Genomic DNA, 24,682 nt, shown 5'->3' with positions numbered 1-24,682 from the left:
GCGTGGGCGCCCGGACGAAGGCGCGCAAGCGCGCACTCGACATCCTCTTCTCCTCGGACGTCCGCGGGGACGAGCTCGCCGTCACGCTCGCGGCGGAAGCCAAGCGCGCGGCCAGCGAGCCGGCCCGCGAGGCCTCCTGGCTGTACGCCCGCGAGATCGTCGACGGGATCATCGATCACCAGGATGACATCGACGAGAGCATCGTCACGCACAGCCGCGACTGGAAGCTCGAGCGGATGCCGGCCGTCGACCGCGCTCTGCTGCGCATCGGCGCATGGGAGATCCTGTACAACGAGCAGGTGCCCACCGCGGTCGCGATCGACGAGGCCGTCGAGCTCGCCAAGGAATTCTCCACCGACGACTCCGGTGCGTTCGTGCACGGCGTGCTGGCACGGGTATCCCGCGCCAGCTGATCGCCGTCGTCGGTCGTCTCGGGGAGGATGCCGGTATGCCCGCTCCGCTCATAGACCTGGCCATCCTGCGAAGGGTGACGGATGCCGGCAGCCTCGAGCGCGGTCGGGCTTATGCCCGCGCCGGCATGGTGATCCGCACAGCATGGAACGCGGACTTCACGATGCTCACAGCCGATGTGCGCGGCTCCGGCGACGCCGACTACCGGTGCGTCGTACGGGTCGCTCGGGGTCGCGAAGCCGCTGAGATCACCTCGACGACCTGCACCTGCCCTGTCCGGCTGGGATGCAAGCACATCGTCGCGGCAATCCTCACCAGCAATGCGGACGTCGATGCGTCTCCGGTCGCTTCGCCCGCGCAGACCTCGACCGCGTCGGCGGCGCCGACCTGGCGGGTGCTGCTCGACTCCCCGCCGGCGGCGGGGAGCACCGCGCCCCTCGCGCTCGGCGTCGAGGTGCGTCATCGCGCAGCGCGCGGCGTGCATCAGTGGGCGCCCCGGCCGGTGCGCACGGCGACTGTGCGCGACGTCGTCAAAGGCGGCGGCGAACTGCTCCTCGGGATCCGCCCGCTCATGCGCAGCGAATCCACGGGGGCGTGGATCCAGGGGGCAGCGTCCTGGGATGCCGTGCGCCGTCCCGGTACGCAGTTCCCGGCGGAGCAGCTGCGCTGGTTCGCCGAACTGCTGAGCATCGCCCGCGACTCGCTGCTCTCCGGCACCGCGGGGGACTGGCTGATCCTCGATCACGTCGAGTCGGGACTGCTCTGGCCGCATCTGCGGGCCGGCGCACAGCGAGGGATTCCGCTCATCACGGCGCAGAAGAGCTTCTCCGTCGCGTTCGCGGAATCCGGCGAGGTCACCGCCGCGATCGAGCGGACGGACGACGGCCTGTCCGTGGCCGCCGATGTAGTGCTCGACGGGCATCCGGTCGACGCGGAGACGGTGTGGACCATCGGTCACTCCGGCGTGTACGCCGTGGCAACTCTCGGTGCCAGGGCGCAGGTGACGCTCGCGGAGGTGCCGCTGAGCTCCGCCGTGCACGCGCTGATCAGCGCACGGAGGCCGCTGGCCGTGCCCGCAGCGGAGGAGAGCGCCTTCCTGCGCGATGCGTACCCGGCGCTCGCCCGCCGCGCGCTGGTGCGGGCGGTGGGCGCGGTCGAGCTTCCTCCTGTGCCGATGCCGGTCGCGACGCTCGTGCTCGTCCATCGGCCGGGCGACCGCATCGACTACGCGATCGAATGGACCTACCGGGATCACGGACGCTTCTCGCTGGCCCCGACCGCTGATGCCGTCCGCGACGACAGCGCTGAGCAGGAGGCCCTTCAAGACGTGGCGACGTTGTGGGAGGCGGTGACAGGGGAGGGGTTCGCGGCGTCGGGCACACTCCACGACGTCGACGCCGCAGAATTCGCCACGCACATCGTGCCCGCACTCAAGAGCGAGGGCCTCCAGGTGGTCGTGACCGGGAAGCCCAGAACCTACCAGGAGCTCAGCGGTGCGCCCGAGATCACCGTGTCGACCGTGGAGAGCTCCGACCCGGACTGGTTCGACCTCGGCGTCATCGTCAAGATCGACGGGCGCAGCATCCCGTTCGCCCCGCTGTTCACGGCGCTCAGCATGCGCCGCACGAAGCTGCTGCTCGTCGACGGCAGCTACTTCTCACTCGCGCACCCCGCGCTGGACTCGCTTCGCGAGCTCATCGACGAGGCCACGGAACTCGCCGAATGGGAGACCGGCCCGCGGATCAGCCGCTACCAGACCGACCTCTGGGAGGAATTCGAGGATCTCGCCGACGAGGCGGTGCCTGCAACGGGCTGGCGCGCCACGGCGGAGGGGCTGCGGGAGGCGAACGGCGTGCCGACGGCTCCGCTGCCGGCCGAGCTGCAGGCCGAGCTGCGCCCATATCAGAAGGCCGGGTTCGACTGGCTGGCCTTCCTGTGGGGCCACCGCCTCGGCGGCATCCTCGCCGACGACATGGGTCTGGGCAAGACGATCCAGCTGCTCACGCTCATGCTGCACGCCCGCGAGACCGGCGAGCAGCGGCCGTTCCTCGTGATCGCTCCCACGTCGGTGCTGTCGACCTGGAGCGAAGAGGCCGCGCGCTTCGCTCCCTCGCTTCGCGTGCGCGTCGTCGAGGGGACCCGCACCCGTCGTGACGGGTCGATCGCGGATGCCGCGCGCGACGCCGACGTCGTGGTCACCTCGTATACGCTGGCGCGATTGGAGGCCGAGGAGTACGCCGCCGCGCGATGGGCCGTGCTCGTCCTCGACGAGGCGCAGTTCGTGAAGAACCCTGCGACCAAACTGCACCGTGCTGTGGCCTCCATCCCCGCCGATGTCACTTTCGCGGTCACGGGCACCCCGATGGAGAACAGCCTCGGTGATCTGTGGGCACTGCTGAAGCTCACAGCTCCCGGGCTCTTCGCGTCGGCGCGGAAGTTCCGGCAGGACTACATCCAGCCGATCGAACAGGGGAAGGTCCCCGAGAACGAGGAGGGCGGGGAGTACCGGCAGCGCAGGCTGGAGCGGCTGCGCCGTCGCATCCGTCCGCTCATGCTCCGGCGCACGAAAGAACTCGTGGCCACGGACCTGCCCGAGAAGCAGGAGCAGCTGCTGCACGTCGAGCTCAGCCCGGCGCACCGCGCCCTGTACGACATCGTCCTGCAGCGTGAACGGCAGAAGGTGCTCGGGCTGCTGCAGGATCTCGACCGCAACAGATTCATCGTGTTCCGGTCGCTGACGATGCTGCGGATGCTGAGCCTCGCGCCCGGCCTGGTCGACGAGGACGATGCGAAGATCGGTTCGCGCAAGCTCGACACGCTCGTCGATCGGGTGAGCGAGCTTCGTGCCGAGGGGCACCGCGCCCTGGTGTTCAGCCAGTTCACCTCGTTCCTGCAGCTCGCGGCCGAGCGACTCGAGCAGGCGGGCATCGCGTACGCCTACCTCGACGGCTCGACCCGCAGGCGCAAGGAGGTCATCGACGGCTTCCGCACGGGGGAGCAGCCGGTGTTCCTCATCAGCCTGAAGTCCGGCGGATTCGGGCTGACCCTCACCGAGGCCGACTACGTCTTCATGCTCGACCCGTGGTGGAATCCCGCCGCAGATGCGCAAGCGGTCGACCGGACGCACCGGATCGGACAGCGCAACCGGGTCTTCGTCTACCGCATGATCTCGTCCGGCACCATCGAAGAGAAGGTCCTGGCGCTGCAGCAGCGCAAGGCGCGACTGTTCACCGCGGTGATGGACGACGAGGCGCTGTTCGCGCAGTCGCTCACAGCGGAGGACATCCGCGGCCTGTTCGACGCCTGACGCTGCGCGGATCCGGGTTTCTCCCGGCCGGGCACCCGTGCCGCACAGGTGCCGCTCGTTAGACTCGAGGGGTTCACACCTGGAGGAGTGCAATGCGGATCACCGGACTCGGCCATGCCGGGATGTTCATCGAGACCACCGGCGGAAACATCATCTGCGACCCGGTTCTCGGGCCCTCGTTCTTCGGCTCCTGGTTCCCGTTCCCCGACAACCGCGGTCTGGACTGGGAGAGGCTCGGGCGCGAAGCCGACTTCCTGTACATCTCGCATCGGCACCGCGACCACTTCGACCCGAAGCTGCTGCAGCGCTACATCCGCCGTGACATCGAGGTGCTGCTGCCGGAGTATCCGATCGACGATCTCGAGCAGGACATCCGCGCGCTCGGTTACGAGAACATCACCTACGCGCCGGCCGGACAGGTCATCGAACGCGGCGAGCTGAAGATCATGATCACCCCGCTGCGCGCCCCGAGCGACGGCCCCATCGGCGACTCGTCGCTGAGCGTCGACGACGGCACCGCCTCCGTGCTGAATCAGAACGACTCGCACCCGCTCGACCTCGAGAAGCTGCTGGGCTTCGGCAAGCCCGACGCGTACTTCACCCAGGTCTCCGGAGCGATCTGGTGGCCGATGGTCTACGACCTGCCGCTGGACGCCAAGCAGAACTTCGCCCGGCTCAAGCGCGAAGCGCAGAACAAGCGCGCGATGTACTACATCGAGAAGGTCGATGCGCCGCACGTGTTCCCGATGGCAGGTCCGCCGATGTTCCTGCGCGACGACCTGTTCGACTTCAACGGATTCGGGCGCAACGGCGAATCCATCTTCACCGACCAGAAGCAGTTCCTCGCGCACATGAAGGAGCTCGCGCCGCAGTACGACGGGCAGCTCTTCGTCCCAGGGACCGTCGTGACGCTGGAGGACCGCAAGCTCGTCTCGATCGAGCAGACGCTGTACACGCAGGCCGAGATCGACCACATCTTCGACGAGAAGTGGGATTACCTCGAGGAGCAGCGCGCGAGCCGCCAGGACGAGATCAGGGCCGAAGAAGCCGAGCGCGCCGAGGTGCTTCCCGCCGAGGAGATCCTGGCCGAGATCAAAGCCTGGTGGGAGCCGCTGCTGAAGAAGTCGCGGACGATCCGCCTCGGCGTCGGCGGCTGCGTCCGGTTCCGCATCGGCGACCTGGACATGGTCGTCGACTTCCCGCGGGCGAAGGTGCGCGAGTACGCCGGCGAGGAGTGCATCTACTGGTACACGATCCCGGCCGACCTCGTCTCGACGAACATCCGCGATCGGGAGATCGACTGGTCGAACTCGATATTCCTGTCGATGCAGTTCTCGGTGGGCCGCAGCGGCAAGTTCAACGAGTTCCTGACGACGTTCCTCAAGTGCCTGTCGGTCGACCGGATCGAGTACGTCGAGAACTGGTACTCCGAGCAGACCGACCAGACCGAGGATGCCGAGATCGGCGACTGGGTCGTCCAACGCCGCTGCCCGCACCTGCGCGCCGACCTGACGAAGACCGGCAAGGTCGACGAAGAGGGCGTCCTGACGTGCAGTATGCACGACTGGAAGTGGGACCTCAAGACGGGCAAGTGCCTGACCACCACAGGGCACGACATCCGCGCCGAGCGATGCCCGGTGACGGAGGAGGCGCTGCGGCTCGGCGCCTGAGCCCTTCCCTCTGCGGGCTACGGGTCGGAGTCCTCAACCGGCGGGACGATATACTCGACTCATCAGCAACCTTTAACACCGTCCAGAGAGGCGGAGAAGGGAGCGGCGGATGAGCACGCGCACCGTGCTGCAGCAAGCCGATATCTCGCGGGCCTTAACCCGCATCGCGCACGAGATCCTCGAATCGAACCGTGGCGCGGACGGCCTCGTCCTCCTCGGCATCCCGACCAGGGGAGTGGCGCTCGCCCAGCGTCTGGCCACGGTGATCGAGTCGATCGCCCAGCAGCCGGTTCCCACCGGATCGCTCGATGTCACCCTGTTCCGGGACGACCTGGCCAAGCACCCCACCCGCTCTCCGCAGCCCACCGAGATCCCGCCCGGCGGCATCGAGCGGAAGACCGTGGTCCTCGTCGACGACGTGCTGTTCTCCGGCCGCAGCATCCGCGCAGCCCTCGACGCGATCCAGTCGATCGGCAGGCCCGCCATCGTGCGCCTGGCCATCCTCGTCGACCGGGGCCACCGCGAACTGCCGATCCGCCCCGACTTCGTGGGCAAGAACATCCCATCCGCGCGTACCGAGCGCGTCAACGTGCGCCTGAGCGAGAACGACGGCGTCGATGAGGTGACGATCGGCGAATGAGACACCTCCTCGACACACAGACCCTCGACCGCCAGGCCGCCCTGCGCATCCTCGACGTCGCCGAGGACATGTCCGACACCCAGTCCCGTGAGGTCAAGAAGCTCCCGACGCTGCGCGGCAAGACCGTGGTGAACCTCTTCTTCGAGGACTCCACGCGCACGCGCATCTCGTTCGAGGCCGCCGCCAAGCGACTCTCCGCGGACGTCATCAACTTCTCTGCGAAGGGCTCCAGCGTGTCGAAGGGCGAAAGTCTCAAGGACACCGCGCAGACCCTGCAGGCCATGGGGGCGGATGCCGTCGTCATCCGCCACTCAGCATCCGGTGCGCCGCGCACGCTCGCGACCAGCGGCTGGATCTCCGCCGGCGTCGTCAATGCCGGCGACGGCACGCACGAGCACCCGACGCAGGCACTGCTCGACGCGTTCACCATCCGCAAGCGCCGATTCGGAGCAGAGAGCCGGGGTCGCGATCTCGTCGGCGTCCGCGTGGTCATCGTCGGCGACGTGCTGCACTCCCGCGTGGCGCGGTCGAACGTGTGGCTGCTCACGACGCTCGGCGCGGAGGTCACGCTGGTGTCCCCGCCGACGCTGGTTCCGCAGAACATGTCGCACTGGCCGGTCCGGGTGATGTACGACCTCGATGCCGCCCTCGCAGACGGTCCGGATGCCGTCATGATGCTGCGCATTCAGCTCGAACGCATGAACGCCGCGTATTTCCCGAGTGAGCGGGAGTATTCCCGCACGTGGGGGCTCGACGCCGTGCGCGCAGCCGCCCTCCCGGGAGATAGCATTGTGATGCACCCCGGTCCCATGAACCGCGGCCTGGAGATCTCATCCACGGCAGCCGATTCGCCCCGCTCGACAGTGCTGGAGCAGGTCGCCAACGGGGTGTCCGTGCGGATGGCCGTGCTGTACCTGCTGCTTGCAGGAGAACGAGACGACGAACGAGGGAGAGACCTGTGACCGAGACCCTCGTGATCACCGGTGCGCGGATGCTGGGCGCGGACGGCGCCGACATCCTCGTGAAGGACGGCGTCATCGCCGAGATCGGCACCGGGATCAGCCACAGCGGCGCGCGCATGATCGACGCCGAAGGCCTCGTAGCACTGCCGGGCCTCGTGGACCTGCACACGCACCTCCGCGAACCCGGGTACGAAGCGTCCGAGACGATCCTCACCGGAACGCGCGCTGCCGCGGCGGGCGGCTTCACCGCCGTCTTCGCGATGCCGAACACGTCACCGGTCGCCGATTCGGCCGGCGTCGTCGAGCAGGAGCTCGCACTCGGCGAGGCAGCCGGCTATGCCACCGTGCAGCCGATCGGCGCCGTCACCGTCGGGCAGAAGGGCGAGCGCCTCGCCGAGCTCGGCGCGATGGCGAACTCCCGCGCGAAGGTCCGAGTCTTCAGCGACGACGGCTTCTGCGTGTTCGACCCCCTCATCATGCGCCGCGCTCTCGAATACGTGAAGGCGTTCGGCGGCGTCATCGCCCAGCACGCGCAGGATCCACGTCTCACCGAGGGCGCCCAGATGAACGAGGGCGTCGTGTCGGCGGAGCTCGGACTCGCCGGCTGGCCGGCGGTCGCCGAGGAGTCGATCATCGCCCGCGACGTGCTCCTCGCCGAGCACGTCGGCTCGCGCCTGCACGTCTGCCACCTGTCCACCGCGGGGTCCGTCGACATCATCCGCTGGGCCAAGAAGCGCGGGATCGACGTGACCGCCGAAGTCACCCCGCACCACCTGCTGCTGACCGATGAGCTCGTGCGCGGCTACGACGCCCGGTACAAGGTCAACCCGCCGCTGCGCCGCGAGGAGGACGTCCTCGCGGTCCGCGAGGGCCTCGCCGACGGCACGATCGACATCGTCGCGACCGACCACGCACCGCATCCGGTCGAGAGCAAGGCCTGCGAGTGGCAGGCGGCTGCCAACGGCATGGTGGGCCTGGAGAGCGCCCTGAGCGGCGTGCACCAGTCGATGGTGCAGACCGGACTGCTCGACTGGGCAGGCGTCGCACGCGTCATGAGCGCAGCTCCCGCCCGGATCGGCATGCTCGACGGCCACGGCACACCGCTCGAGGTCGGCCGCCCCGCGCAGATCACCCTCTACGATCCCAGCGTCGCGCGTACGTTCAGCACCGCCGACCTGCACGGGCGCAGCGAGAACTCCCCGTACCTGGGGCGTGAGCTGCCGGGGCGCGTGGAGTGGACCATCCACAACGGCGTCGTCACCCTTGCCGCCGGAACCGTCGTCGAGGAGCTGAACTCGTGAGCGCGCGGGACATCGCCGTCGCCATCACGATTGGCGTCGCCGTGCTCGTGCTGCTCGGGATGCTGTTCGCCTGGCGACGACGATTGGGGCGCGACGCGGCGTACAGCGCACCGCTGGGTGTGCCGGAGCATGCCGAAGTCCTCAGCAGGCACGAGGTCCTCTACGTCTCCACCACGCGCCACGATCAGCCCCTCGAACGACTGGCGATCGCACCACTCGCGTACCGTGCGCGCGGCGAGCTGGCCATCACCGATCGCGGAGCAGCGCTCTGCCTCGACGGGGCGCCGACCGTGTTCCTCGCCAAGGACAAGCTCTCCGGCGTCGACCGCGCAACCGTCACGATCGACCGCGTCGTCGAATCGGGTGGCCTCGTCCGCGTCGCATGGAACGTGAATGCCGACACCATCGTCGACTCGTACCTGCGCCCTACGGCGGGTGCCCCCGACACCCTCATCTCCGAACTTCAGCGGCTGATCCCCGCACACGACACAGGAGCCACGTCTTGACAAGCTCAAACCCATCGAACGACCGGATGCCGGCAGCCGCCGTCCTCGTGCTGGAAGACGGCACCCGATACCACGGACGCGCCTACGGCGCCGAGGGAACCACTCTTGGAGAGGTCGTCTTCGCCACCGGCATGTCCGGCTACCAGGAGACCCTCACTGATCCGTCCTACGCGGGCCAGATCGTCCTGCAGACCGCGCCGCACATCGGCAACACCGGCATGAACGACGAGGACACCGAGTCCCGCCGCATCTGGGTCGCCGGCTACATCGTGCGCGACCCATCCCGCGTCGTGTCGAACTGGCGTGCGAACGCCTCACTCGATGAGGTCCTCGTCCACGACGGCATCGTCGGAATCAGCGGCATCGACACGCGTGCCGTCACCCGCCGCATCCGCTCGGACGGATCCATGCGCGGCGGCATCTTCTCCGGCGCGGATGCCGCGCTCGACGGCGAGGAGCAGCTGCGCCTCGTGCAGCAGGCGCCCGAGATGAGCGGCCAGAACCTCTCGGCTCAGGTGTCCGTCGAGGTCGCCACGGTCACTGCCTCCGTCGGGGAGCGGATCGGCAACCTCGCCGTCCTCGACCTCGGCGTGAAGCAGGCGACGATCGACAACCTCGCCGCGCGCGGCTTCGAGGTGCACGTCCTGCCGCAGACCGCCACGATCGCCGAGATCCGCGCCATCGACCCAGTGGCCGTGTTCTACTCCAACGGCCCCGGCGACCCGGCGGCTTCGGGAGACCACGTCGAGCTGCTGCGCTCCGTGCTCGATGACGGGCTGCCCTTCTTCGGGATCTGCTTCGGCAATCAGCTGCTCGGGCGTGCCCTTGGCCTCGGCACCTACAAGCTGCCCTTCGGCCACCGCGGCATCAACCAGCCCGTGCTCGACAAGTCCACCGGCAAGGTGGAGATCACCGCCCACAACCACGGGTTCGCGGTCGAGGCCCCGCTGGAGGGCTCCTTCGACAGCCCGAACGGCTACGGCAAGGTCGAGGTCAGCCACGTGGGCCTCAACGACAACGTGGTCGAGGGCCTGCGCGCCCTCGACATCCCGGCGTTCTCCGTGCAGTACCACCCCGAGGCCGCAGCGGGCCCGCACGACGCCAACTACCTGTTCGACCGCTTCCGCGACCTGGTCATCGCGCACAACGACAAGAAGGACACCAAGTAATGCCGAAGCGCGACGACATCAACTCCGTCCTCGTCATCGGCTCCGGTCCGATCGTCATCGGTCAGGCCTGCGAGTTCGACTACTCCGGAACCCAGGCCTGCCGCGTGCTGCGCGAGGAGGGCGTGCGCGTCATCCTCGTCAACTCCAACCCGGCCACGATCATGACCGATCCCGACTTCGCGGACGCCACCTACATCGAGCCGATCACCCCCGAGGTGATCGAGACGATCATCGCCAAGGAGAAGCCGGACGCGATCCTCCCGACCCTGGGTGGCCAGACGGCGCTCAACGCCGCGATGGCGCTCGACAAGCAGGGCATCCTCGCCAAGTACGACGTCGAGCTCATCGGCGCCAAGGTCGAGGCGATCGAGAAGGGCGAGGATCGCCAGATCTTCAAGGAGCTCGTCCTCGAGGCGGGCGCCGACGTCGCGGCATCCGTCATCTGCCACACCATGGACGAGCTCATCGCCGGCGCCGAGAAGCTCGGCTACCCGCTGGTCGTCCGGCCCAGCTTCACGATGGGCGGCCTCGGCTCGGGCTTCGCATACGACGAGAAGGACCTCCGCCGGATCGGCGGCGCCGGCCTGCACGATTCGCCGACGAACGAGGTGCTGCTGGAGGAATCGATCCTCGGCTGGAAGGAGTACGAGCTCGAGCTCATGCGCGACACCGCCGACAACACGGTCGTCGTCTGCTCCATCGAGAACGTCGATCCGGTCGGCGTGCATACCGGCGATTCGATCACTGTCGCTCCGGCACTGACGCTCACCGACCGCGAGTACCAGAAGCTCCGCGACATCGGCATCGACATCATCCGCGCCGTCGGCGTCGACACCGGCGGCTGCAACATCCAGTTCGCGGTGAACCCCGAGACCGGACGCATCATCGTCATCGAGATGAACCCGCGCGTCTCGCGCTCGAGCGCGCTGGCGTCCAAGGCGACCGGGTTCCCGATCGCGAAGCTCGCCGCCAAGCTCGCACTCGGCTACCGCCTGGACGAGATCCCGAACGACATCACCGGCGTGACGCCCGCGAGCTTCGAGCCCACGCTCGACTACGTCGTCGTCAAGGTGCCCCGCTTCGCGTTCGAGAAGTTTCCGGCGGCGGATGCCACGCTCACCACCACCATGAAGTCGGTCGGCGAGGCCATGGCGATCGGCCGCAACTACGCCACGGCGCTGCAGAAGGCCCTGCGCTCGCTCGAGAAGCGTGGATCCAGCTTCCACTGGGGCGCGGAGACCCGCTCGATGGAAGAGCTGCTCGAGATCTCGAAGACCCCGACCGACGGCCGGATCGTCGTGCTGCAGCAGGCGCTGCGCAAGGGCGCGACGATCGAGCAGGCGTTCGACGCGACCGCGATCGACCCCTGGTTCCTCGACCAGATCGTGCTGATCAACGAGGTCGCCGAGCACGTCCGCACCGCCGGCGAGCTGGACGCCGAAACGATCCGCTACGCCAAGGAGCACGGCTTCTCCGACGCGCAGATCGCTCAGCTGCGCGACACCACGGAGGCGGAGGTCCGGGGCGTCCGCCACGGTCTCGGTATCCGCCCGGTCTACAAGACGGTAGACACCTGCGCGGGCGAGTTCCCGGCGCTGACCCCGTACCACTACTCGAGCTACGACTTCGAGACCGAGGTCGCGCCGTCCGAGCGCACCAAGGTGGTCATCATCGGTTCGGGCCCGAACCGCATCGGACAGGGCGTCGAATTCGACTACTCGTGCGTACACGCCTCGTTCGCGCTGTCCGACGCGGGGTACGAGACCGTGATGGTCAACTGCAACCCCGAGACGGTCTCGACCGACTACGACACTAGCGACCGCCTGTACTTCGAGCCGCTCACGCTCGAGGACGTGCTCGAGGTGCTCGACGCCGAAGCCGCCAGCGGCACGATCCTGGGCGTCGTCTGCCAGCTCGGCGGGCAGACACCACTGGGCCTCGCCAAGGGCATCCAGGCCGCCGGCTACACGGTGCTCGGCACCAGCCCCGAGGCGATCGACATCGCCGAGGAGCGCGAGCTGTTCTCGCAGCTGCTCGCCTCCGCAGACCTCGTCGCCCCGCGTCACGGAACGGCCATCGATGTGGACGGCGCCGTCACCATCGCCGAGGACATCGGCTACCCGGTGCTGGTGCGCCCGAGCTTCGTGCTCGGCGGCCGCGGCATGGAGATCGTCTACGACACCCCGAGCCTGCGCGACTACTTCGTGCGCACCGCCGGCGAGGTCATCGTCGGACCCGGCACGCCGCTGCTGGTCGACCGGTTCCTCGACGACGCGATCGAGCTCGACGTCGACGCGCTGTACGACGGCCACGAACTGTACATCGGCGGCGTGATGGAGCACCTCGAGGAGGCCGGCATCCACTCCGGCGACTCGAGCTGCACGCTCCCGCCGATCTCACTGGGGCGCAGCGACGTCGACCGCGTCCGTGAGGCGACGCTCGCGATCGCCGAGGGCGTGGGTGTGCGCGGACTGCTGAACGTGCAGTTCGCGATCAGCGCCGGCGTGCTCTACGTCATCGAGGCCAACCCGCGCGCCAGCCGCACGGTGCCGTTCGTGTCCAAGGCGCTCGGCATCCCGATGGCTAAGGCCGCCAGCCGCATCATGGCCGGGACCACCATCGCCGAGCTCAAGGACGAGGGCCTCCTGCCCACCTCCGACGGCTCACGGGTTCCGCTCGGGTCGCCGGTCTCCGTCAAGGAGGCGGTCCTGCCCTTCAAGCGATTCCGCACCAAGGACGGCAAGATCGTCGACTCCGTACTCGGGCCGGAGATGCGCTCGACCGGTGAGGTCATGGGAATCGACAAGGACTTCCCGACCGCGTTCGCGAAGAGCCAGGCGGCGGCCTACGGCGGCATGCCCACCTCGGGCACCGTCTTCATCTCGGTCGCTGACGCCGACAAGCGCGCGGTGATCCTGCCCGCCCACCGGTTGCAGCAGCTCGGCTTCAACCTGGTCGCGACCGAGGGCACCGCCGAGATCCTCTCGCGCAACGGCATCCAGGTGACGGTCGTCGCGAAGTTCAGCGAGACCCAGCACGACGGCGGAGGCGAGAACATCGTCGACCTCATCAACGACGGGCGGATCGACATCGTCGTGAACACGCCCTCCGGCGGTGCGGCGCGCGCCGACGGCTACGAGATCCGCGCGGCCGCCGTCGCGGCGGACAAAGCGCTGTTCACGACGATCGCGGTGCTCGGCGCCGCGGTCAGCGGGATGGATGCCGCCGACGAGGGCTTCGAGGTCAGAAGCCTGCAGGAGTACGCGCTCGATCGTCAGGCGGCCCTGTGACCGGACGGTTCGGCGAGCGGATCCGTGCGGCGCTGGCCGCACGCGGTCCGCTCTGCGTCGGCATCGACCCGCACGCGGCGCTGCTCGGCTCCTGGGGACTCGAGGACTCCGCCGCCGGCGTGCGCGAGTTCGGCCTGCGGACCGTGGATGCCGCCTCGGGTCGGGTCGGCATCGTGAAGCCGCAGGTGTCGTTCTTCGAGCGTTTCGGCTCCGCAGGATTCGCGGCGCTCGAAGACGTGCTGCGAGCGGCGCGGGATGCCGGCCTCATCGTGATCGCCGACGCCAAGCGCGGCGACATCGGAACGACCATGGACGCGTACGCCGAAGCCTGGCTCACGCCCGGCTCGCCGCTGGAGGCCGACGCAGTGACGGTGAATCCGTTCCTCGGCGTCGGCGCTCTCGACAGCACCTTCGCGCGTGCCCACGGGCACGGCAAGGGCGTGTTCGTGCTCGCCGCGACGAGCAATCCCGAGGCCGCAGGTCTGCAGCGCGCCCGCACCGCGGCAGAGCAGGCGGTCTCGGCAGAGATCGTGTCGCAGGTCTGCACCCGCAACGCCGCGGCCACCCCGGTCGGCGAGTGGGGGAGCCTCGGCTTCGTGATCGGGGCGACCGTCGACTGGACCGACGCCGGACTCACGCCGTTCGCCCCTCCCGCCCCCATCCTCGCTCCAGGATTCGGCGCGCAGGGCGCCGGCCCCGCCGACCTGCATGCGCGCTTCAGGGCATCCGCGTCGATGGTGATCGCCTCCGAAAGCCGCAGCATCCTCTCCGCCGGCCCGGACGGCATCGTCACGGCGATCGACAACCGCGTCGCCCACTATCGGAAGGCACTCGATGTCTGAGCGCAGCGTCTCCACGCGCACCGTCCCCGAAGTGGATCGCGCCGCGGCCGCACGCCGCGCCGTGGAGCGGCGTCGCGCCCGTGCATCGCTGAAGCGCGATCTGACCATGCGCGTCGTCACCCCGCAGTCCGTCGCGGCACAGGCGTTCGCCGACGCGGAATCGGTGGCAGGCTCCATGCGCATCACCGACTTCCTCCTTGCTCTGCCCGCGATCGGCGTCGGCAAGCGCGACCGCGTGCTGCTCGACCTCGACATCTCGCCCGTCAAGCGTCTCGGCGGTCTGGGTGTGCGGCAGCGGGTGAGCCTCACGAACTGGCTCGACGAGCGCTTCCCGGCATCCGCGCCCCGCGCCGGACGCAGCCGGCTCCTCGTGCTCGCCGGCCCGACGGCGGTGGGCAAGGGCACCGTCGCCGGCTACATCCGGGAGCACCACCCGGAGATCCACCTATCGGTATCCGCGACGACACGCCCACCGCGTCCCGGCGAGGTCGACGGCGTGCACTACTACTTCGTCGACGACGCCGAGTTCGATCGGCTCATCGCCGACGGCGAGCTGCTCGAGTACGCGGTCGTCCACAACCGCTCCCGCTACGGCACGCCGCGCGCGCCGATCGACGCGGCTCTCGCCGAGGGCAAGACGGTCCTTCTCGAGATCGACCTGCAGGGCGCACGGCAGGTGAGGGCCGCAGAACCGTCAGCGACCCTGATCTTCCTACTGCCGCCATCGTGGGACGAGCTCGTGCACCGATTGGTCGGACGCGGCACCGAGAACGAGGAGGAGCGCACCCGTCGCCTGCGCACCGCCAAGGTCGAACTGGCCGCTCAGAGCGAGTTCGATTACCGCATTGTGAACGAGGACGTCGCCGCGGCGGCGCGCGAGGTCGTAGAATTGTCTGAGGCGACCGCGCGCTGAATGCTTTCGCGCGCCCGCCGTTTCGACTTCGCGACGAACCCGTCGCCTGATCTGGAGGTCCCACCATGGCCGGACACCACACCAAGGGCATCATCGACCCGCCCATCGACAACCTGCTCGACCGCGTCGAGTCGAAGTACGAGCTGGTCATCTACGCGTCCAAGCGCGCCCGCCAGATCAACGACTACTACGCAGATCTGCACGAGGGCAACCTGTTCGACAACGTCGGACCGCTGGTCGACTCGTCCGTCGAGGACAAGCCGCTGACCATCGCGCTGCATGAGATCAACGAGGACAAGCTCCGCCTTCGCCACGTCGAGTGAAGGCTGCCTCCGAGGTGAACGCACTGCGCCTTTTCACATCTGAATCCGTCACCGAGGGGCACCCCGACAAGATCTGCGACCAGATCTCGGACAGCATCCTCGACGGCCTGCTCGCCAAGGACCCCGCATCGCGCGTCGCGGTCGAGACCCTGGTCACGACCGGTCTCGTGCACGTCGCCGGCGAGATCCGCACCGAGGCGTACGTCGACATCCCGACCATCGTCCGCGAGGTCGTGAACGGCATCGGCTACACCTCGAGCGAGACCGGCTTCGACGGAGACTCGTGCGGCGTGAGCGTATCGGTGGGGGAGCAGTCCAGCGATATCGCCCACGGTGTCGACCTCGCACAGGAGCACCGCGACGGCAGCTCCAGCGACGCGCTGGACGGCCTCGGCGCCGGCGACCAGGGCATCATGTTCGGCTTCGCCACCGTCGAAACGCCCGAACTCATGCCGATGGCCGGACACACCGCCCACCGGATTGCGGAGCGACTGACCGAGGTTCGCCGATCCGGCGAGCTCGGCTTCCTGCGCCCCGACGGCAAGACGCAGGTCACGCTCGGCTACGAGGGCTTCACCCCCAAGACGATCGACGCCGTCGTGCTGTCGACGCAGCACCACCCCGACGTGTCGCAGGACGAGCTCAAAGAACAAGTGCGGCGGCTGGTCATCGACCCGGTGCTGGAGAACACCGGACTCGAGATGCCGTCGGGCGACCGCTACTTCATCAACCCCGCGGGGCCCTTCGTGACGGGCGGACCGAAGGGCGATGCCGGTCTCACCGGCCGCAAGATCATCATCGACACCTACGGCGGCGCCGCTCGGCACGGCGGCGGAGCGTTCAGCGGCAAGGACCCGTCCAAGGTCGACCGGTCCGGCGCCTATGCCATGCGCTGGGTCGCCAAGAACGCGGTCGCGGCAGGTCTTGCCGACCGCCTCGAAGTCCAGGTCGCCTACGCGATCGGCGTCGCACGCCCCGTGGGGCTGTACGTCGAGACATTCGGCACCGGCCGCGTCTCCGACGAGGTGATCACGAACGCCATCCGGCAGGTCTTCGATCTGCGCCCGCAGGCGATCATCGAGCAGCTCGACCTGCTGCGTCCGATCTATCGTCAGACCGCCGCATACGGTCACTTCGGCCGCGAGCTGCCGGACTTCACCTGGGAGCGCACCGAGCGCGCCGACGAGCTGCGCCGCGCCGCGGGGCTGTGATGCGTACGCGCGGAGCCCGGCATTGAGCCGGCGCGTCGCGCGGGTGCTGCTGGACTCTCCGCTCCCGCAGCTGGACCGCCTGTTCGACTACGTCCTGCCGGACGAACTCGGTGACGTCCCGGTGGGTGCGAGGGTGCGCGTGCCGCTGCGCACCGCCGGCCGCATGATCGACGCGTACGTGGTCGAGGTGACCGAGGAGGACGACTCCGAGCGCGCCCTCTCGACAGTGGAGAGCGTCATCTCGCTCGTGCCCGTGCTGCCCGAGCGCCTGTACCGTCTCGCTCGTCGCGTCGCTGATCGTGCTGCAGGTTCGGCATCCGACATCCTGCGTCTGGTCGTCCCCAAGCGCCAGGTGCGCGTCGAGAAGGCGTGGAAGGCGGACGCCGTCGCCGCCCTGCCGTCGGGCGAAGTGCTCGGGCGGGCGGATGCCGTGCTGACGGAGTACTCCGGGCTCGTCGAGCTCCTCAACGCCCGCGGGCGGGGGGCTGTCGAGGCGATCCCCGGCATGCGAGGAGACGTGCTGCCGTGGACGGAGCTTCTTTCCGCCGCCGCCGCGCGGGTGCTGGCATCCGGCTCGTCAGCGATCATCGCCGTACCCGACCATCGCGACCTCGATCGCCTGCTCGCCGCTCTGGAGGCGCTCGTACCGGCGGAGGCGATCGTGCGTCACGACTCGCGGCAGACGAACCCCGAACGCTACCGCGGATTCCTGCGCACGCTCGAGGAGGCGCCGTGCATCGTCGTCGGCAACCGCTCGGCGGTCTACGCACCTGTGCAGGCGGGTCTGGTGGCCATCTGGGACGACGGAGACCCGCTCTACAGTGAGCCTCTCGCCCCTTACGTGCACACCAGGGACGCGATGCTCGTCCGTCAGGAGCAGGAAGGCTCGGCGCTGCTCTTCGCGGGGCACACCCGCACGAGCGATGTCGAGCGTCTCGTGCTGCGCGGCTGGCTGACCGACGTCCGTGCGGAGCGTCGCGTCACTCCGCGAATCGTGCTCAGCAGCCCACAGGAGATGGAGCAGCCCGGCCGGCGAGTGCACTCGGGCGCGTACGCCGCCGCTCGAAAGGCTGCGGACGAGGGACCCGTGCTGGTGCAGGTGGCACGGCCGGGCTTCTCGCCGACGCTGGTGTGCGCGGATTGTCGCGCGCCGGCCCGCTGCGCGCACTGCGGAGGTCCGCTCGGCGCCTCCCACCGCGGAGCGGTTCCGGTCTGCGGGTGGTGCGGCAGGTCGGCGCGCGCGTGGCACTGCCCCTCGTGCTCTTCCACGAAGCTGCGCCTCGCCGCATCAGGCAGTGAGCGCACCGCCGACGAACTCGGTCGCGCGTTTCCCGGTGTTCGCGTGATCATCGCCGACGGTGCCCACCCCGTCGAGCGCGTGCCCGCGAAGCCCGCGCTGGTCATCGCGACACGCGGCGCCGAGCCGATCGCCGAGGGTGGATATCGGGCCGTGCTGCTCCTGGACGGCTCACGGATGCTCCAGGCACCCGACCTGCGGATCGGTGAGTCGTGCCTGCGCTGGTGGTCGAACGCCGCCGCTCTCGCCGCACCGGGCGACCCTATCCACCTGGTCGGAGTGGACGGCCCGGTCGGCCGGGCACTCGCAACCTGGACCCAACCCGCCTACGCCCGCTCCGAGTTGGAGAGCAGGGCGCCCCTGCATCTGCCGCCGTCGACCCGCGTCGCACTTGTCGAGGGTGTTCCGGCATCCGTCGCGCGAGCGATCGATGCGCTGCGTGAGCTGCCGCTGCCCGCCGACGCGGTCCTCGGTCCTGTGCCCATCGAGAGCGATGACGGCAGAGTCCGCGCCCTGGTGCGCTTCGAGTACGGCGCCGGTGCCATCGTGTCGACCACGTTGCGCGCCGCCGTCGTGGCCGAGGCGGTGAAGCGTCGCCGCGGCCGGGCCCAGAGCAATCGGATCCCGCTCGCGGTGCGCCTCGATATGCTCGATCCTGAGCTTTGATCCATCCCCGAGCTGTCATTCATCCGGAGCACCTTCATGCGTCTCGTCTTCGCCGGCACACCGGCGGCCGCCATTCCGACACTGCGCACGCTCGCCGCATCGCACGACGTCGCGGCGGTCATCACCCGTCCTGACGCGCCGCTCGGTCGCAAGCGCGTGCTCACGCCGTCACCGGTGGCACAGGTCGCCGAACAGCTCGGCCTTCCGATCGTCAAGGCCGCACGACTCGACGAGGACGCCACGGGCCGGGTCGCCGCACTGCGCCCCGAGCTCGGCGTGATCGTCGCGTACGGCGGGCTCGTCCGCGAGCCGCTGCTGTCGACTCCCGAGCATGGCTGGATCAACCTGCACTTCTCCCTGCTGCCCCGGTGGCGAGGCGCGGCTCCCGTGCAGCGCGCCCTCATCGCCGGCGATGCGGAGCTCGGCGCCAGCGTCTTCCAGCTCGTGCCGGCGCTGGATGCCGGTGACGTCTTCGCGATGCGCACCGCGGATGTCCCGGCCGACGCCACCGCTGACATCGCGCTCGAGCTGCTCGCCGAGGACGGCGCCCGCCTCACCGCCGACGTCGTCGCGAGCATCGCCGACGGCACGGGGGTCGCGCACCCCCAGGTGGGCGCGCCGACCACGGCGCCCAAGCTCACGCTCGAGGACGGTGCGCTCGACTGGAGCACCCCGCTGGGTGCCGTCTACGCGAGGTTCCGAGGCGTCACCCCCGAGCCCGGTGCGCACACGACGATCGGCGGCCTGCGTGTGAAGATTCTCGCGGCCGCACGTGCCGCAGGGGCAGAGCCGCTCGCCCCGGGGGAGATCATCGCTGCCAAGAACGCGGTACTGATCGGCACGGCCACCCGGCCGCTGTCGGTCACCCGGGTGCAGCCGGCCGGAAAGCCGGCGATGAACGCCGCCGACTGGTGGCGCGGGCTCCGCGCGGATGACACCCTGCGAGCCGGATCATGAGCGCCCCGCAGCGTCGCCCGGTACGACGCCCGAGCAGCGGCGCACCGCAGCCTCGCCGCGTGCAACCGGCTCGGCGCGTCGCCTACGACGTGCTGCGCGCCGTCACCGAGGAGGATGCCTATGCCAACCTCGTGCTGCCGTCAGCGATCGCCGAAGCATCCCTCAGCCCGCAGGATGCCGCCCTGGCCACCGAACTCACCTACGGCGCGTTGCGCCGTCGCGGCACCTATGACGCCATCATCGCGTCCGCGGCCGGACGAGAGATCTCCGACATCGATGCTGCGGTGCTCGACGCACTGCGTCTGGCGACCCACCAGCTGCTCTCGACCCGCGTCGCCTCGCACGCCGCAGTCAACGAGTCCGTGAACCTCGTCGCCACCGAGGTCGGACGAGGGCCCGCCGGTTTCGCCAACGCCGTGCTCCGCCGCATCTCGCGCGACACCCCCGGCCAGTGGCAGGAGCGGATCGAGGCGGGTGCCCGGTCGGACGACGAGAGGCTGGGGCTCCGCACCGCGCATCCGGTATGGATCATCCGCGCCCTGCGCCGTGCGCTGACGGCCGAGGGCCGCGCAGACGAGCTGGAAGAGCTGCTGGAAGCCGACAACGCCTCGCCCGAGGTGACGCTCGTGGCACTCCCGGGTCTCGCCGAACCGGGCGAACCGCGCAGACCCTATGCATCCGGCGCCTTCGGATCACCGGGCGGCGACCCGCACGCCGTCATCTCGGCGTCCGGCGGTACAGTGCGCGTACAGGACGAGGGCTCCCAGCTCGTGGCCCTCGCGTTGACGGCCGCCCGCCCCATCGCGGCGGGAGAGAAGTGGCTCGACCTCTGCGCCGGCCCAGGTGGCAAGACGGCCCTGCTCGCCGCGATCGCGCGTGAGAACGACGTCGTGCTCGAAGCCAATGAGGTCGTCCCCACCCGCGCTCGTCTCGTCCGGAACGCGCTGAAGGCGATTCCCGGCGAGGTGACGGTGCACGAGCAGGACGGCCGCGACTTCACGGCCGCCAACCACAGCCGTTTCGACCGCATCCTCGTCGACGCGCCGTGCACGGGCCTCGGCGCCTTGCGCCGACGGCCGGAGGCGCGCTGGCGCAAATCGCCCTCCGACGTGGCCGAGCTCGCCGCGCTCCAGGCCGAGCTCCTTTCCGGCGCGCTCGACGCCGTCGCGCCCGGCGGGATCGTCGCCTACGTCACCTGCTCTCCGCACCTCGCCGAGACATCCGCCATCGTCGCGGAGGTGCTCCGCACGCGCGACGACATCTCCGAGCTCGACGCCGCAGCCGTCATGGCATCCGTCTCCGAGAGCCCGATCGACCTCGCCGGAGACGGCACCGGGCGCGTGCAGCTGTGGCCGCACCGTCACGGCACCGATGCCATGTTCCTCGCGCTCCTGCAACGCACCCCACAGGAAGCAGACCGATGAGCCTTCCCGAAGCGCCCCGCATCAACCCGAGCATCCTCTCGGCCGACTTCGTGAACATGCAGGCCGATCTGGCCCGCATCGCGACGGCCGATTTCGCCCACGTGGACGTCATGGACAATCACTTCGTCCCGAACCTCACGTTCGGTCCGCAGATGGTCGAGCGGATCCAGGCGACGAGCCCGATCCCGCTGGATGTCCACCTCATGATCGACGATCCCGACCGCTGGGCGCCCGGCTACGCAGAGCTGGGAGCCGCCAGCGTCACGTTCCACCTCGAGGCGGCGGCCGACCCCACAGCGCTGGCGCGACGGCTGCGCGACATCGGCGCCCGCGCCGGAATCGCGATCAAACCCGGCACGGCGGGGGAGAGCCTGTACGACATCCTCGACGAGTTCGATCAGATCCTGGTCATGACGGTCGAGCCCGGTTTCGGCGGCCAGGGCTTCATGCCCGAGACGATGTCGAAGCTGCGCGCCCTCGTCGCCGAGGCGCGCAGGCGCGGTTCGAACCCCTGGTTCCAGGTCGACGGCGGCATCTCCGACGCGACCATCGCGCAGGCCGCCGAGGCCGGTGCCGACACATTCGTCGCGGGCTCCGCGGTGTACGGCGCGAACAGCATCGAGGCGGCCATCGCCGGGCTTCGAGACCGTGCGCGAGCCGCTAGCCTTGAATCGTGAAGACTTTCGACGAGCTGTTCGCCGAGCTCAGCGTCAAGGCCGAGACCCGTCCTGAGGGATCGGGCACCGTCGCCGAGCTCGACGCCGGCGTGCACACCATCGGCAAGAAGATCGTCGAAGAGGCCGCCGAGGTCTGGATGGCCGCCGAATACGAATCGGATGCCGAGGCCGCAGAGGAGATCTCGCAGCTGCTCTACCACCTGCAGGTCATGATGCTCGCGAAAGGGCTCACGCTCGAGGACGTGTACCGACATCTCTGATGCGCCCCGCCTCGTCCCTCTGATCTGAAAGCTCCCCATGCTGCGCATCGCTGTTCCCAACAAGGGCTCGCTCGCCGAGACCGCCGCCGAGATGCTCGCCGAGGCCGGATACGCCGGCCGCCGCGACTCCAAGACCCTGCACGTCATCGACGCGCCCAACGACGTCGAGTTCTTCTTCCTCCGCCCGCGCGACATCGCCACCTATGTGGCATCCGGCGCCCTCGATGTCGGCATCACCGGCCGCGACCTGCTCCGAGACGTCCCGCAGCAGGCCCGTGAGATCGAGGCGCTCGGCTTCGCACACTCGACGTTCCGGTTCGCCGCGCCTCCCGGTCGGTTCCACAGCATCGAGGATCTCGCAGGCGTCCGCATCGCATCGGCCTATCCCGGGCTCGTCGACGCGTTCCTGCGCGAGAACGGCGTGGAGGCGACGCTCGTGCCCCTCGACGGCGCTGTGGAGTCCGCCGTGCAGCTCGGAGTCGCCGACGCGATCGCCGACGTGGTCGAAACCGGCACCACGCTGCGCCAGGCGGGGCTGGAGATCTTCGGCCCCGTGATCATCGAATCCGAAGCCGTGCTCATCAGCCGCCCCGGTGACGTCGATGGCACCGAGCGGTTGCTGCGACGCGTGCGGGGCGTGATCGTCGCGCGTCGCTACGTGCTGCTCGACTTCGATCTGCCTGCGAACCTCGTCGAGAAGGCCGCCGCGATCGCGCCAGGTCGCGAGTCCCCGACGATCTCGCCGCTGCAGGACCCCGAGTGGGTCGCCGTGCGCGTCATGCTGCCCCGCAAGGGGATCAACCAGGTGATGGACGACCTTTACTCGATCGGCGCGCGCGCCCTGCTGGTCACCGCCATCCACGCTGCGAGGCTCTGATGACGCTCACCAGTCGCGTCATCCCGTGCCTGGACGTCGCCGCAGGACGCGTCGTGAAGGGCGTGAACTTCGAGAACCTGCGCGACATGGGCGACCCGGTCGAACTCGCCGCCCACTACGCGGCGCAGGGCGCGGACGAGATCACGTTCCTCGACGTCACGGCCACGGTCGATGATCGCTCCACAACCTATGACGTCGTGCAGCGCACGGCCGAGCACGTGTTCGTCCCGCTCACCGTCGGCGGGGGAGTGCGCAGCGTCGAGGACGTCGCACGTCTGCAGGGCGTCGGCGCCGACAAGGTCGGAGTCAACTCCGCAGCCATCGCGCGTCCCGACCTGATCGGCGAGATCGCCGACCGGTTCGGCGCACAGGTGCTCGTGCTCTCCCTCGATGTGAAGCGCGCCTCAGGCACGCATTCCGGATTCGTCGTCACCACGCACGGCGGCCGCACCGCAACGACGCTGGATGCCGTCGACTGGGCGCGCGAGGCGATCGAGCGCGGCGCGGGGGAGCTGCTCGTGAACTCGATCGATGCGGACGGCACCCGCGACGGATTCGATCTCGAGCTCGTCCGGCTCATGCGCGAGGTCTCGTCCGTCCCGGTCATCGCCTCCGGCGGAGCGGGGGCGGTGACGGATTTCGCACCGGCCATCACGGCAGGCGCGGATGCTGTGCTCGCCGCGAGCGTCTTCCACTCCGGCGCCCTCACGGTGGGAGACGTGAAGGACGCCATGCGCGCAGAAGGGATCGTGGTCCGATGAGTGATCTCGAGACGCGAATCGCCCAGGTCGCCTGGAACGCCGATGGGCTCGTGCCCGCCATCGTGCAGCAGTGGGACACCCGCGAGGTGCTCATGCTCGCCTGGCTCGATGCCGAGGCGCTGCGTCGCACCCTCACCACAGGTCGGGTCACCTACTGGTCGCGCTCGCGCCAGGAGTACTGGCGCAAGGGCGACACGTCCGGCAACATCCAGCGCATCAAGGAGGCGCGCCTGGACTGCGACGGCGACGCCGTCCTACTCTGCGTGGACCAGACCGGACCCGCCTGCCACACCGGTACCCGCACCTGCTTCGATGCCGCGGACCTCGACGCCGTCGACGGTGTCACCGAATGAACGTCACGCGTCGCGGTCGCAGCGTCAGCGTCATCGGGCTGCTGCTCGCCGGCGGTGTCGGCATCATCTCGTCGACCCAGACGTGGCTGACCGTGACAAGAGCGGATGCAGGGGAGCCGATCCTGGTAGCGGGGGCCGACGCCATGGCGCTGCTGGCACCGCTCAGCCTCGCCGTCCTCGCGGTCGGCGCAGCCCTCGCGCTCGTCGGGCGGGTGCTGCGGTACATCTTCGCCGCGCTTGCCCTGCTCGCCGGCGGTCTGCTGACCTGGTGGACGGCGGAGATCCTGTTCGCCACCCCGATCTCGTCCGTCGCACCGACCGTCACCCAGGCGACGGGCCTCGCAGGCAGCACCACGCTCGCCGACATGATCGCGTCGATCGAGCCCTCGGCGTGGCCCGTGCTGGCGCTGATCGGCTGGGTGCTGCTCATCGTGACGGCCGTATTCGCGCTTGCGACCGCGCACCGCTGGAAGAGCGGCGGACGCCGCTTCCGCACGGATGCCGCGGCTCACGCGGACAACGACGGCCCGGTCGACGCGATCAATTCGTGGGACGACCTGTCTCGCGGGACCGATCCGACCCGGTGACCCCGATAGACTGATTCACACACCCACGACCGCCTCGGAGGAGAACATGACCAACCCGATCGCCGACCCCGGCCACGGACACTCGCCTGCGGCCTGGACCGCCGTGGTGGTCATGCTGTTCGGCTTCTTCGCCGGCACCATCGCGTTCTGCCTCGCGCAGCCCGTCTTCGTATGGGTGTCCGTCGGGATCATCGTGATCGGGCTGCTGCTCGGCTGGATCCTCGCCAAGGCCGGCTACGGCGTCAACGGACCCAAGTACACGCCGAAGGGCCACTGAT

At 69.3% G+C, this 24,682-nt stretch carries 22 protein-coding genes and 1 pseudogene; all 23 read left to right on the top strand.

The genetic code is table 11. The annotated features are described in order from the left end of the window. Positions 1–2 precede the first annotated feature (2 nt). The 23 genes and pseudogenes from nusB to IM776_RS07945 all read left to right on the top strand — a co-directional run bounded on the left by nusB (position 3) and on the right by IM776_RS07945 (position 24,681). Positions 3–413 (top strand): transcription antitermination factor NusB, encoded by a 411-nt coding sequence (gene nusB, locus IM776_RS08055; RefSeq protein WP_194419578.1) that lies wholly within the window; start codon positions 3–5, stop codon positions 411–413. Between the two features lie 35 nt (positions 414–448). After that, complete coding sequence (locus IM776_RS08050; RefSeq protein WP_194419577.1) at positions 449–3,718, top strand: DEAD/DEAH box helicase; 3,270 nt, start codon at positions 449–451, stop codon at positions 3,716–3,718. Positions 3,719–3,810: 92 nt separating this feature from the next. Beyond that, positions 3,811–5,388: a Rieske 2Fe-2S domain-containing protein gene (locus IM776_RS08045; protein ID WP_194419576.1), complete on the top strand. Its 1,578-nt coding sequence runs from the start codon at positions 3,811–3,813 to the stop codon at positions 5,386–5,388. Positions 5,389–5,494: 106 nt separating this feature from the next. Next, positions 5,495–6,028 (top strand): annotated as a pseudogene (gene pyrR / locus IM776_RS08040) (bifunctional pyr operon transcriptional regulator/uracil phosphoribosyltransferase PyrR); the annotation flags it as partial. Next, positions 6,025–6,990 carry an aspartate carbamoyltransferase catalytic subunit gene (locus IM776_RS08035; protein ID WP_194419574.1) on the top strand — a complete coding sequence of 322 codons (966 nt, stop codon included), beginning with the start codon at positions 6,025–6,027 and terminating at the stop codon, positions 6,988–6,990. The pseudogene pyrR and the gene IM776_RS08035, both read left to right, overlap by 4 nt. After that, entirely contained in the window at positions 6,987–8,291 is a 1,305-nt protein-coding gene (locus tag IM776_RS08030) for a dihydroorotase (protein WP_194419573.1), read from the top strand. The genes IM776_RS08035 and IM776_RS08030 overlap by 4 nt, the downstream gene beginning before the upstream one ends. Continuing rightward, a complete protein-coding gene (locus tag IM776_RS08025; protein WP_194419572.1) occupies positions 8,288–8,797 on the top strand; it encodes a PH-like domain-containing protein in 510 nt (169 codons plus the stop codon). Before IM776_RS08030 ends, IM776_RS08025 begins: the two co-directional genes overlap by 4 nt. Before the next feature lie 26 nt (positions 8,798–8,823). Next, positions 8,824–9,966 (top strand): glutamine-hydrolyzing carbamoyl-phosphate synthase small subunit, encoded by a 1,143-nt coding sequence (gene carA, locus IM776_RS08020; protein WP_194422558.1) that lies wholly within the window; start codon positions 8,824–8,826, stop codon positions 9,964–9,966. Continuing rightward, on the top strand, positions 9,966–13,256 hold the full coding sequence (gene carB / locus IM776_RS08015) for a carbamoyl-phosphate synthase large subunit (RefSeq protein WP_194419571.1): 3,291 nt from the start codon (positions 9,966–9,968) through the stop codon (positions 13,254–13,256). The genes carA and carB overlap by 1 nt, the downstream gene beginning before the upstream one ends. After that, positions 13,253–14,098 carry an orotidine-5'-phosphate decarboxylase gene (gene pyrF / locus IM776_RS08010; protein WP_194419570.1) on the top strand — a complete coding sequence of 282 codons (846 nt, stop codon included), beginning with the start codon at positions 13,253–13,255 and terminating at the stop codon, positions 14,096–14,098. The genes carB and pyrF overlap by 4 nt, the downstream gene beginning before the upstream one ends. Further along, positions 14,091–15,011 (top strand): guanylate kinase, encoded by a 921-nt coding sequence (gene gmk, locus IM776_RS08005; protein ID WP_194419569.1) that lies wholly within the window; start codon positions 14,091–14,093, stop codon positions 15,009–15,011. Before pyrF ends, gmk begins: the two co-directional genes overlap by 8 nt. Positions 15,012–15,076: 65 nt before the next feature. Then, positions 15,077–15,334 (top strand): DNA-directed RNA polymerase subunit omega, encoded by a 258-nt coding sequence (gene rpoZ / locus IM776_RS08000; RefSeq protein ID WP_144796134.1) that lies wholly within the window; start codon positions 15,077–15,079, stop codon positions 15,332–15,334. Positions 15,335–15,348: 14 nt separating this feature from the next. Continuing rightward, positions 15,349–16,545, top strand: a complete 1,197-nt coding sequence (gene metK, locus IM776_RS07995) for a methionine adenosyltransferase (protein ID WP_194419568.1) — start codon at positions 15,349–15,351, stop codon at positions 16,543–16,545. A gap of 22 nt (positions 16,546–16,567) precedes the next feature. Continuing rightward, positions 16,568–18,508, top strand: a complete 1,941-nt coding sequence (locus IM776_RS07990; protein WP_194419567.1) for a primosomal protein N' family DNA-binding protein — start codon at positions 16,568–16,570, stop codon at positions 18,506–18,508. Positions 18,509–18,544: 36 nt separating this feature from the next. After that, the gene (gene fmt, locus IM776_RS07985; protein ID WP_194419566.1) at positions 18,545–19,465 is read left to right on the top strand and encodes a methionyl-tRNA formyltransferase; all 921 of its coding nucleotides are present in this window, start codon (positions 18,545–18,547) and stop codon (positions 19,463–19,465) included. 59 nt (positions 19,466–19,524) lie between these two features. Then, the gene (locus IM776_RS07980; protein ID WP_228479675.1) at positions 19,525–20,889 is read left to right on the top strand and encodes an RsmB/NOP family class I SAM-dependent RNA methyltransferase; all 1,365 of its coding nucleotides are present in this window, start codon (positions 19,525–19,527) and stop codon (positions 20,887–20,889) included. Next, positions 20,886–21,566: a ribulose-phosphate 3-epimerase gene (gene rpe / locus IM776_RS07975; protein WP_194419564.1), complete on the top strand. Its 681-nt coding sequence runs from the start codon at positions 20,886–20,888 to the stop codon at positions 21,564–21,566. The genes IM776_RS07980 and rpe overlap by 4 nt, the downstream gene beginning before the upstream one ends. Next, on the top strand, positions 21,563–21,826 hold the full coding sequence (locus IM776_RS07970) for a phosphoribosyl-ATP diphosphatase (RefSeq protein ID WP_194419563.1): 264 nt from the start codon (positions 21,563–21,565) through the stop codon (positions 21,824–21,826). The genes rpe and IM776_RS07970 overlap by 4 nt, the downstream gene beginning before the upstream one ends. Positions 21,827–21,863: 37 nt before the next feature. Beyond that, complete coding sequence (gene hisG / locus IM776_RS07965; RefSeq protein ID WP_194419562.1) at positions 21,864–22,703, top strand: ATP phosphoribosyltransferase; 840 nt, start codon at positions 21,864–21,866, stop codon at positions 22,701–22,703. Next, positions 22,703–23,464 carry an imidazole glycerol phosphate synthase subunit HisF gene (gene hisF / locus IM776_RS07960; protein ID WP_194419561.1) on the top strand — a complete coding sequence of 254 codons (762 nt, stop codon included), beginning with the start codon at positions 22,703–22,705 and terminating at the stop codon, positions 23,462–23,464. The genes hisG and hisF overlap by 1 nt, the downstream gene beginning before the upstream one ends. Continuing rightward, positions 23,461–23,817 (top strand): phosphoribosyl-AMP cyclohydrolase, encoded by a 357-nt coding sequence (gene hisI / locus IM776_RS07955; RefSeq protein ID WP_194419560.1) that lies wholly within the window; start codon positions 23,461–23,463, stop codon positions 23,815–23,817. The genes hisF and hisI overlap by 4 nt, the downstream gene beginning before the upstream one ends. Beyond that, positions 23,814–24,404 carry a Trp biosynthesis-associated membrane protein gene (locus tag IM776_RS07950; protein ID WP_194419559.1) on the top strand — a complete coding sequence of 197 codons (591 nt, stop codon included), beginning with the start codon at positions 23,814–23,816 and terminating at the stop codon, positions 24,402–24,404. Before hisI ends, IM776_RS07950 begins: the two co-directional genes overlap by 4 nt. A 46-nt stretch (positions 24,405–24,450) precedes the next feature. Beyond that, complete coding sequence (locus tag IM776_RS07945) at positions 24,451–24,681, top strand: HGxxPAAW family protein (protein ID WP_194419558.1); 231 nt, start codon at positions 24,451–24,453, stop codon at positions 24,679–24,681. Position 24,682: the final 1 nt, after the last annotated feature.

Source organism: Microbacterium abyssi (assembly GCF_015277895.1).
Classification (GTDB): Bacteria; Actinomycetota; Actinomycetes; order Actinomycetales; family Microbacteriaceae; genus Microbacterium; species Microbacterium abyssi.
The sequence above is the reverse complement of the archived record's forward strand: the minus strand, read 5'-3'. Positions and strand labels throughout refer to the sequence as shown.

Bases quoted from the DNA above. Each gene is read 5' to 3' on its own strand.
- hisI (WP_194419560.1), top strand. From the start codon at position 23,461: ATGAGTGATCTCGAGACGCGAATCGCCCAGGTCGCCTGGAACGCCGAT.
- fmt (WP_194419566.1), top strand. From the start codon at position 18,545: ATGCGTCTCGTCTTCGCCGGCACACCGGCGGCCGCCATTCCGACACTG.
- IM776_RS08035 (WP_194419574.1), top strand. From the start codon at position 6,025: ATGAGACACCTCCTCGACACACAGACCCTCGACCGCCAGGCCGCCCTG.
- hisF (WP_194419561.1), top strand. From the start codon at position 22,703: ATGACGCTCACCAGTCGCGTCATCCCGTGCCTGGACGTCGCCGCAGGA.
- gmk (WP_194419569.1), top strand. From the start codon at position 14,091: ATGTCTGAGCGCAGCGTCTCCACGCGCACCGTCCCCGAAGTGGATCGC.
- hisG (WP_194419562.1), top strand. From the start codon at position 21,864: ATGCTGCGCATCGCTGTTCCCAACAAGGGCTCGCTCGCCGAGACCGCC.
- rpoZ (WP_144796134.1), top strand. From the start codon at position 15,077: ATGGCCGGACACCACACCAAGGGCATCATCGACCCGCCCATCGACAAC.
- IM776_RS08045 (WP_194419576.1), top strand. From the start codon at position 3,811: ATGCGGATCACCGGACTCGGCCATGCCGGGATGTTCATCGAGACCACC.
- IM776_RS07945 (WP_194419558.1), top strand. From the start codon at position 24,451: ATGACCAACCCGATCGCCGACCCCGGCCACGGACACTCGCCTGCGGCC.
- carA (WP_194422558.1), top strand. From the start codon at position 8,824: ATGCCGGCAGCCGCCGTCCTCGTGCTGGAAGACGGCACCCGATACCAC.
- IM776_RS08050 (WP_194419577.1), top strand. From the start codon at position 449: ATGCCCGCTCCGCTCATAGACCTGGCCATCCTGCGAAGGGTGACGGAT.
- IM776_RS07950 (WP_194419559.1), top strand. From the start codon at position 23,814: ATGAACGTCACGCGTCGCGGTCGCAGCGTCAGCGTCATCGGGCTGCTG.
- carB (WP_194419571.1), top strand. From the start codon at position 9,966: ATGCCGAAGCGCGACGACATCAACTCCGTCCTCGTCATCGGCTCCGGT.
- rpe (WP_194419564.1), top strand. From the start codon at position 20,886: ATGAGCCTTCCCGAAGCGCCCCGCATCAACCCGAGCATCCTCTCGGCC.